The sequence below is a fragment of the Streptomyces sp. NPDC055632 genome (assembly GCF_053618675.1).
In genome coordinates, this window is sequence record NZ_JBSHHY010000030.1 from 86,427 (window position 1) to 94,600 (window position 8,174).

The 8,174-nt window shown below is 74.8% G+C and carries 8 protein-coding genes; 5 read left to right on the plus strand and 3 right to left on the minus strand.

Going from position 1 to position 8,174, the window contains the following annotated elements; all coding sequences use genetic code 11:
- Window positions 1-268: 268 nt before the first annotated feature.
- The 4 genes from egtA to egtD are packed head-to-tail and all read left to right on the plus strand — an operon-like array spanning window position 269 to window position 4,588.
- Window positions 269-1,546: an ergothioneine biosynthesis glutamate--cysteine ligase EgtA gene (egtA, locus tag ACWGSR_RS29400; RefSeq protein ID WP_376237498.1), complete on the plus strand. Its 1,278-nt coding sequence runs from the start codon at window positions 269-271 to the stop codon at window positions 1,544-1,546.
- Entirely contained in the window at window positions 1,543-2,874 is a 1,332-nt protein-coding gene (gene egtB, locus ACWGSR_RS29405) for an ergothioneine biosynthesis protein EgtB (protein ID WP_453570835.1), read from the plus strand. Before egtA ends, egtB begins: the two co-directional genes overlap by 4 nt.
- Window positions 2,874-3,626 carry an ergothioneine biosynthesis protein EgtC gene (gene egtC, locus ACWGSR_RS29410; protein ID WP_453570838.1) on the plus strand — a complete coding sequence of 251 codons (753 nt, stop codon included), beginning with the start codon at window positions 2,874-2,876 and terminating at the stop codon, window positions 3,624-3,626. Before egtB ends, egtC begins: the two co-directional genes overlap by 1 nt.
- On the plus strand, window positions 3,623-4,588 hold the full coding sequence (egtD, locus tag ACWGSR_RS29415; protein WP_453570840.1) for an L-histidine N(alpha)-methyltransferase: 966 nt from the start codon (window positions 3,623-3,625) through the stop codon (window positions 4,586-4,588). The genes egtC and egtD overlap by 4 nt, the downstream gene beginning before the upstream one ends.
- On the opposite strand, the gene ACWGSR_RS29420 is transcribed toward egtD, so the two are convergent.
- The 3 genes from ACWGSR_RS29420 to ACWGSR_RS29430 form a co-directional block, all read right to left on the minus strand.
- Window positions 4,483-5,433, minus strand: coding sequence for a lysophospholipid acyltransferase family protein (locus ACWGSR_RS29420; RefSeq protein ID WP_453570843.1), 951 nt, complete (start codon window positions 5,431-5,433; stop codon window positions 4,483-4,485). The genes egtD and ACWGSR_RS29420 overlap by 106 nt on opposite strands.
- A complete protein-coding gene (locus tag ACWGSR_RS29425) occupies window positions 5,430-6,230 on the minus strand; it encodes a GNAT family N-acetyltransferase (RefSeq protein ID WP_453570846.1) in 801 nt (266 codons plus the stop codon). The genes ACWGSR_RS29420 and ACWGSR_RS29425 overlap by 4 nt, the downstream gene beginning before the upstream one ends.
- Window positions 6,231-6,373: 143 nt before the next feature.
- Complete coding sequence (locus ACWGSR_RS29430) at window positions 6,374-7,621, minus strand: extracellular solute-binding protein (protein ID WP_453570849.1); 1,248 nt, start codon at window positions 7,619-7,621, stop codon at window positions 6,374-6,376.
- Between the two features lie 274 nt (window positions 7,622-7,895).
- Between ACWGSR_RS29430 and ACWGSR_RS29435 the strand changes: the two genes are divergently transcribed.
- The gene (locus ACWGSR_RS29435; RefSeq protein ID WP_366378578.1) at window positions 7,896-8,111 is read left to right on the plus strand and encodes a dodecin; all 216 of its coding nucleotides are present in this window, start codon (window positions 7,896-7,898) and stop codon (window positions 8,109-8,111) included.
- Window positions 8,112-8,174: the final 63 nt, after the last annotated feature.

The window sequence follows — 8,174 nt, forward strand, 5'->3', positions numbered from 1 at the left end:
TCCTCCCTTTCGGGACAACGGGTTTTCGCCGGTCCGTGACGGGGGTGAATGTTTCCGTGACGACGGGGAAATCCGGACGGACGGGGGCACGGGGAGCGCGTACGGCCCGTCCGGGGCGCTCTTGCACGCCGCCCGACCGTGGCTTTAGGTGGAACCAGTGGCGTTCCGGGGGCTCCGTTCCCGGAGTCTGTTTCCGGTGCGTCCGGGATCGCGCTCGCGGGACGGACCGTCCCGGGACCGGTCCCCCGGAGGACCAGGAGGTGTACGGATGTCGCCGAGCGGCATACCGCGTGGCGGCCCCCCTCTCACCGAGGCGGAGGCGGAGGAACTGCTGCGATGTATCTGCTTCAAGACCGGCCCGCCCCGCACCGTGGGGGTGGAGCTGGAGTGGCTGGTGCACGAGTCGCGGGACCCCCGGGTGCCCGTACGGCCGCAACGGCTCGCCGCGGCCCTCGACGCCGTACGGGCCCTGCCCCTGGTGTCGGCCCTGACGTTCGAACCCGGCGGTCAGCTGGAGCTCAGCTCGCGGCCCGCCGGATCCCTCATGGAGTGCCTCGACTCGCTCGCCGCCGACCTGCGGGCGGTGCGGGGCGCGCTCGGGCCCCACGGCCTCGCCCTCAGCGGTTACGGGGTGGATCCCTGGCAGGCGTCGCGCGGCCGGGTGCTCCACGAGCCGCGGTACGACGCGATGGAGGCCGCGCTCGACCGGACGGGCCCGGCCGGTCGGGCGATGATGTGCGAGTCGGCGTCGGTGCAGATCTGCCTCGACGCCGGGGTCGACGGGCCGGGCCCGCTGAACTACCGGCGGCGGTGGCGACTGGCCCACCTCCTGGGCGCGGTCCTCGTGGCCGCCTTCGCCAACTCCCCGGTGCACGGCGGGCGCCGCACCGGCTGGCGCTCGACGCGGCAGGCCCTGTGGGCGGAGCTCGACCCGGTGCGGACGCTCGCGCCGCGGCGGACGCCCCCGCCCCCGCCGGACGGCGACCCGCGGGTGGAGTGGGCGGCGCACGTCCTCGACACCCCGGTGCTGTGCGTGCGGACCGAGGAGGGGCCGTGGGCGGTGCCGGAGGGGCTGACCTTCCGGGAGTGGCTGCGCACGGGGCTCCCCCGTCCGGCCGACGCCGACGACCTGCGCTACCACATGACGACCCTCTTCCCTCCGGTGCGGCCGCGCGGCCATCTGGAGTTCCGGATGGTCGACGCGCAGCCGGGGCTCGACGGCTGGATGGTGCCGGCGGCCGTGACGACGGCGGTGTTCGACGACCCGGAGGCGGCGGAGACCGTGTACCGGGCGGTGAAGCCGCTCGCGGAGCGGGCCGGCGAGGATCCCGCGCCGCGCAATCCGCTGTGGGTGGCGGCGGCCCGTGACGGTCTGGCCGATCCGGACCTGCACGCCGCCGCGCGGACGGTCTTCTGCGCCGCCCTGGAGGCGCTGCCCCGGATCGGGGCGAGCGAGGAGGTGCGGCGGGCGGTCGCCGCCTTCCGGGAGCGGTACGTGGTCCCCGGGAGCTCCCCGGCCGACACCCCCGAGGCGGTGACGTCATGACCGGAGACACGGCCGGAACGGAGACCGGGACCGAGGCGCTGCGCGCGCGGGCCCTGGACGCCCTCGCCGCGGCCCGGGACCGCACCCTGCGCCTCACCTCCTGCGTGGAGGACGACGACCTCACCGCCCAGCACTCCCCCTTGATGTCGCCGCTCGTCTGGGACCTGGCGCACATCGGCAACCAGGAGGAGCAGTGGCTGTGGCGGGCCGTCGCGGGGCGCGACGCGCTGCGGCCCGAGATCGACCCGCTCTACGACGCCTTCGAGCACCCGCGCGCCGAGCGCCCGTCGCTGCCGCTGCTCCCGCCGGGCGAGGCCCGCGCCTACGCGGCGGACGTACGGCTCCGGGTCCTCGACGTGCTGGAGCGGGCGCCCCTGGAGGGGCGGCCGCTGCTGGACGCGGGGTTCGTCTTCGGCATGGTCGCCCAGCACGAGCAGCAGCACGACGAGACGATGCTGATCACCCATCAGCTGCGGAAGGGGCCGCCCGTCCTGACCGCTCCCCCGCCGCCGGTCCGCCGGACCGGCCCGCTGCCGGCCGAGGTCCTGGTCCCCGGCGGCCCGTTCACCATGGGGACCTCGGACGAGCCGTGGGCCCTCGACAACGAGCGTCCGGCGCACCGGCGGGAGGTCCCCGCCTTCCACATCGACACCGCTCCGGTCACCAACGGCGCCTATCTGTCCTTCGTCGCGGACGGCGGCTACGAGGACCGGCGCTGGTGGCACCCCTCGGGGTGGGCGCAGATCCGGGAGCACGGCATCGGGGCGCCGCTGTTCTGGCGCCGGGACGGCGGGCAGTGGCTGCGCCGCCGGTTCGGAGTGACCGGGCCGGTGCCGGAGGAGGAGCCGGTCCTGCACGTGAGCTGGTACGAGGCGGACGCCTACGCGCGCTGGGCGGGGCGCCGGCTGCCGACGGAGGCCGAGTGGGAGAAGGCGGCCCGGTTCGACCCGGCCTCGGGCCGCTCCCGCCGCTATCCGTGGGGCGACGGGGACCCGGGCCCCGAGCACGCGAACCTCGGGCAGCGGCACCTGGGCCCGGCGGCGGCCGGGAGCTACCCGGAGGGAGCCTCGCCGCTGGGCGTGCGGCAGTTGATCGGGGACGTGTGGGAGTGGACGGCGAGCGACTTCCTGCCGTACCCGGGCTTCACGGCCTTCCCGTACAAGGAGTACTCGGAGGTGTTCTTCGGTCCGGAGCACAAGGTGCTGCGGGGCGGTTCGTTCGCGGTGGACGCGGTCGCCTGCCGGGGCACCTTCCGCAACTGGGACCTGCCGGTGCGGCGCCAGATCTTCTCCGGCTTCCGCACGGCCCGCTCAGCGGAGCTCGACTGATGTGCCGCCACATCGCCTACGTGGGCGGTCCGGTGGCGCTCGGCGAGCTGGTCGTGCGGCCGGAGCACGGCCTTCTGCGCCAGTCCTGGGAGCCCCGCACGCAGACCAGCGGGGTGGTGAACGCCGACGGGTTCGGGGTCGGCTGGTACGCCGAGGGGGACCCGGTGCCCGCGCGGTACCGGCGCGCCGGGCCGATCTGGGGCGACCTCTCCTTCGCGGACCTCGCCCGGGTGGTGCGCTCCGGGGCGCTGCTCGCGGCGGTCCGGGGGGCCACGCTGCCCGGTGCGGACGGGGAGGCGGCGGCCACGCCGTTCGCCTCCGGGCGCTGGCTGTTCAGCCACAACGGCGCGGTGCCGGGCTGGCCGGACACCCTGGCCCCGCTCGCCGCGACGCTGTCCGCCGGGGAGCTGCTGCGCCTGGAGGCCCGTACCGACTCGGCGCTCGTGTGGGCACTCGTCCTGCACCGGCTGCGGGCCGGGGACGCGCCGGGCGAGGCGCTCGCCGCCACCGTGCGGGAGGTCGCGCAGGCGGCCCCCGGGTCCCGGCTGAACCTGCTGCTCACCGACGGCGACCGGATCGCCGCGACCGCCTGGGGCAACAGCCTCTGGTACCTGACGGGTCCCGGCCGGGCGGTCGTGGCCTCCGAACCGTACGACGACGATCCCCACTGGCGGGAGGTGCCCGAGCGGACGCTCGTGACCGCCGACCGCACCGACGTCGCCCTCACCCCGCTCAAGGAGCCGCCCGCGTGAGCCCGTACCAGCTGACCCGCACCCTCGACCCGGACGCCGCCGGCGCCGATCTGCGCACCGACGTCGTCCACGGTCTGACCCGCTCCCCCAAGGAGCTGCCGCCCAAGTGGTTCTACGACGCCCGGGGCAGCGAGCTGTTCGAGGAGATCACCCGGCTGCCCGAGTACTACCCGACGCGGGCGGAGCGGGAGATCCTGGCCGCGCGGGCGCCGGAGATCGCGGCGGAGACGAAGGCCAGGACCCTGGTGGAACTGGGCTCGGGGTCCTCCGAGAAGACCCGGTTCCTGATCGACGCGCTGCTGCCCGGTCTGGACAGCTACGTGCCGGTGGACGTGAGCGAGTCGGCGCTGACCGGGGCGGCGGAGTCGCTGCTCGCGGAGCGGCCGGAGCTGCGGGTGCACGCCCTGGTCGCGGACTTCACCCGGGGCCTCGCGCTGCCCGGGACGCCGGGGCCGCGCCTGGTGGCCTTCCTCGGCGGCACGATCGGCAACCTGCTGCCCGCCGAGCGGCGGACCTTCCTGCGCTCGGTCCGCTCGATGCTCGCGCCGGGCGACTCCCTGCTGCTCGGCACGGACCTGGTGAAGGACGAGGCGACGCTGGTGGCCGCCTACGACGACGCGGCCGGGGTGACCGGGGAGTTCAACAAGAACGTGCTGGCCGTGATCGACCGCGAGCTGGGCGCGGACGCCGATCCGGAGGACTTCGAGCACGTGGCGGTGTGGGACGCCGAGCGGGAGTGGATCGAGATGCGGCTGCGCGCCCGCCGCGCGCTCACCGTGAAGATCCCGGAGCTGGACCTGGTGGTGCCGTTCGCCGCGGGCGAGGAGCTGAGGACGGAGGTGTCGGCGAAGTTCCGTCAGGAGGGCGTGCGGGAGGAGCTGGCGGCGGCGGGCCTCGAACTGGCCCGCTGGTGGACGGACGGCGGGGACAGGTTCGCGCTGTCGCTGGCGACGGCCCGCTGAGCCGGAACCCGCCGGGCCGGGTCCTGCCGGGTGGTTCCCCGTAGGGCCACGGCCCGCTGGGCGGCGGCCGCGAGGGCGCGCCGGTCCGGGTACCGGCCGCTCGGCAGGGGGTCCGCGAGGCGGACCTCGGCGGTGGGGCGACGGGCGGTGACGACCCGCCACAGGGAGGCGCCGAGCAAGTCGTCCCCGACGTACGCGGCGGCGTCGGCGGGCCGGTAGTCGATCCGTACGGGCTGCACGGCGCAGCCGGCGTCCAGGGCGGCCTGGAAGGCGGCGGGCCGGAACCGCCCCCGCTCCCGGCCGCACCAGGTGGAGCCCTCGGGGAAGACGGCCACCCGGCCGCCGGCCGCGAGGATCCCGGCCATCGCGCGGACGGTGCCGGGCAGGGCCCTGAGTTGGTCCCGGTCGATGAAGAGGGTGCCGCCGAGGGCGGCGACGAGGCCGAGGACCGGCCAGTGGCGCACCTCGGCCTTGGCGACCGTGCGGGCGGGCAGGACGGCCGCGAGGAGCGGGACGTCCAGCCAGGAGACGTGGTTGGCGACGACGAGGAGGGGGCCGGTGGCGGCGGGGGTGCCCTCGTAGCGGACGCGGACGCCGAAGGCGCGGACCACCGTCCGGGTCCAGAGGCGGACGAGGGCGAGCCGGGCGGCGGGCGGGAGCGGGGCGGCGGCCGGGGCGAGGAGGACGCCGAGGAGGACGGTGACGGTGCCGGCGGCGAGCCGGGCCAGGGCCCGCGGGAGGCCGGCTCCGGGGTCGGGGCCGGTGCCGTCCGGGTGGGCGGCGCAGCGGCCCGGGGTGCAGGGCGCCGTGGGGAGCCACGGCGGGAGGGTCGCGGGTCCGTTCACCGGGCCGGGACGAGCGAGAGGAAGTGGTTGAGGTAGCGCGGGTTGGTGCGGCGCAGCGAGAGCAGGACGTAGAGGTCGGCGACGCCGAAGTCGGGGTCGTGCGCGGGGGCGCCGCAGACCCAGGCGCCGAGCCGGAGGTAGCCGCGCAGCAGCGGGGGCAGCTCGGTGCGGCCCTCGGGGCGGGCGACGCCCTCGGGGCTCCAGAGGCGGTGCGGGGTGACCCAGTACTCCTCCGGGGCGAGGTGCTTGGTCCGGACGGTGTCCCAGGTGGCGGCGGCGAGGGCGCCGCCGTCGTCGAGCGGGACCGAGCAGCAGCCGGCGATCCAGTTGTGGCCGGTCTCGGCCATGTAGCGGGCGAGGCCGGCCCAGATGAGGGCGATGACGGCGCCGTTGCGGTGGGCGGGGTGGACGCAGGAGCGGCCGACCTCCACCAGGTCGTGCCGGACGGGGGCGAGCCGGGTGAGGTCGAACTCGCCCTCGGAGTAGAGGCGTCCGGCGACGGCGGCCCGCTCGGGCGGCAGGAGCCGGTAGGTGCCGACGACCTCGCCGGTGGTCTCCTCCCGTACGAGGAGGTGGTCGCAGTACGCGTCGAAGGCGTCGGAGTCGAGGCCGGGCTCGGGCCCGTCGAGCCGGGCCCCCATCTCGCCGGCGAAGACCTGGTGGCGCAGCCGCTGGGCGGCGCGCACGTCCTCCTGGTGGCGGGCGAGGCCGACGGCGTACCGGGGCGTGGGCTGCTCGGCCCGGGTCCGGGCCCGGGGCTGTGCGGGGACGGCGAGCGTGTGCGTCGGTGCGGACATGGCGGGCGCCTCCGGACGGAAGGGAAGGGGCGGGGCCGGGGCCGCTCGCGCGGTGGCCCGGCTCCTTGCTTCCTCACTTCTTCCGTGACCGGCTGGATTCGACGTGACCGTCCGGGGGCTCGCGGGTGTGCGGACGCTGAATGCTATTCGGCGAGGGTGTCGGTGATCGCGTCGGAGGCCTTCCGGGCCGCCTTGATCGGGTCCTCGCCCTGGAGGACGGCGGTCATGTAGGGCTTGATCGGGTTGTCCCCCTCGACGTTCGCCCACTGCGGGGAGTTGGGGGTGGCCCGGCCGCGCGCGGCGCCCCGGGCCATGACGGCGGTGGCCTCCTGGCCGGCGACGACGGAGGCGAGGCTCTTCTTGTTGGGGACGTAGCCCATGGCGCGGGCGAGTTCGGTCTGCCACTTCTCGCCGGCCATCGCCTTGACGACGTCGAGGGCGGCGCCGCGCTGGGGCGCGTTCTCCGGGATGACGAGGTCGGAGCCGCCGGTGAAGACGGCGCAGGGCTGGTCGGCCTTCTTGCCGGGTATCGGGAAGTAGCCGAGCTTGTCCTTGAGTCCCGGGTCGGTCTTGAGGATCGCGGCGACGGCGCTGGGGGTGGCGATGAGCTGGGCGACGTCTCCCTTGGCGAAGACGTCGGCCTGCGGCGGGTTCTGCTCGTCGGCGTTCTTGGGGCCGGCGCCGAGGGACTGGAGTTCCTTGTAGAAGGCCATGCCGCGCTGGGCCTCCGGGCTGTCGAGGACGCCGGTCCACTGGCCGCCCCTCTCGACGGCCAGTTCGCCGCCCTCGTCCCAGACGAAGCCGGCGAGGGTGTACCAGTCCTGGCCGGCGAGGTAGATGCCCTGGGAGCCGTTCTTGTTGAGCTTCTCGGTGTCGGCGAGCCACTGGGCGCGGGTGGCCGGCGGCTTGTCGATGCCGGCGGCCCGGAACAGGTCCTTGTTGTAGATGACGATCCGGTTGGCGGCGTACCAGGGGATGCCGTACTGGGAGCCGGAGATGTTGCCGGGCTCGGCGAGACCGGGCAGCCAGTCCTCGCTGCCGAGGTCGCGGACCGACTCCAGGGTGAGGTCGAACAGCTTCTCGGTGTCGGCGTACTGGGCGACCTGGGTGTTGCCGACCTCGATGACGTCGGGCCCGCCGGCGCCCTCGATCGCCTCGGTGACCTTCTTGCCGATGCCGGTCCACTCCTGGATGGTGAACTGGAGTTCGATCCCGGCGTGCTCCTCCTCGTACGCCTTCTTGAAGCGCTCGATGTAGTCCTCGCTGGCGCTGTCCCGCATCAGCCAGATGTTGACGGTCTTCGTGCCCTCGCCGCCCGGCAGCATCCCGCAGCCCGAGAGGGCGAGCGCGGTGGCGGCTGCCAGGGGACAGACGAGACGTCGGTTCTTCACGTGGGTCACCTTCTGCGGTTCAGCACAGGGTCGTGCGTAGGGGCTGACCCGGCATGGGGGGACCGAACGGGGTGTTCGCGCGGGTATGTGGCCTGGATTCTGGTCTGGACCAACGGGATGGTCAAGTCCTCGACCATCCCGTTCCGCCCCCCGGAGGGACGGTCTGTTCCGTTACCGCCGGTAATTCCCATGGCCCGCCGGGAGGTCGTCGTGTCGCGCCCCGGCGCGCCCTGGGGCACGGTGGAGGGAACGCACCGAGAGGAGTCCGTCCCCCATGTCGAACCACACCTACCGCGTCACCGAGATCGTCGGCACCTCCACCGAGGGAGTCGACCAGGCCATCCGCAACGGCATCGAACGCGCCTCGCAGACCCTGAGGGGCCTCGACTGGTTCGAGGTGACGCAGGTGCGCGGCCACCTCGTCGACGGCACGATCGAGCACTACCAGGTCGGCCTGAAGGTCGGCTTCCGCCTGGAGGACGAGAACTGACCCCCCGGAGGCCGAGGGCCTCCGGGACCTCACGGCCTTCCGGACCCGTCGGGTCCGGAAGCC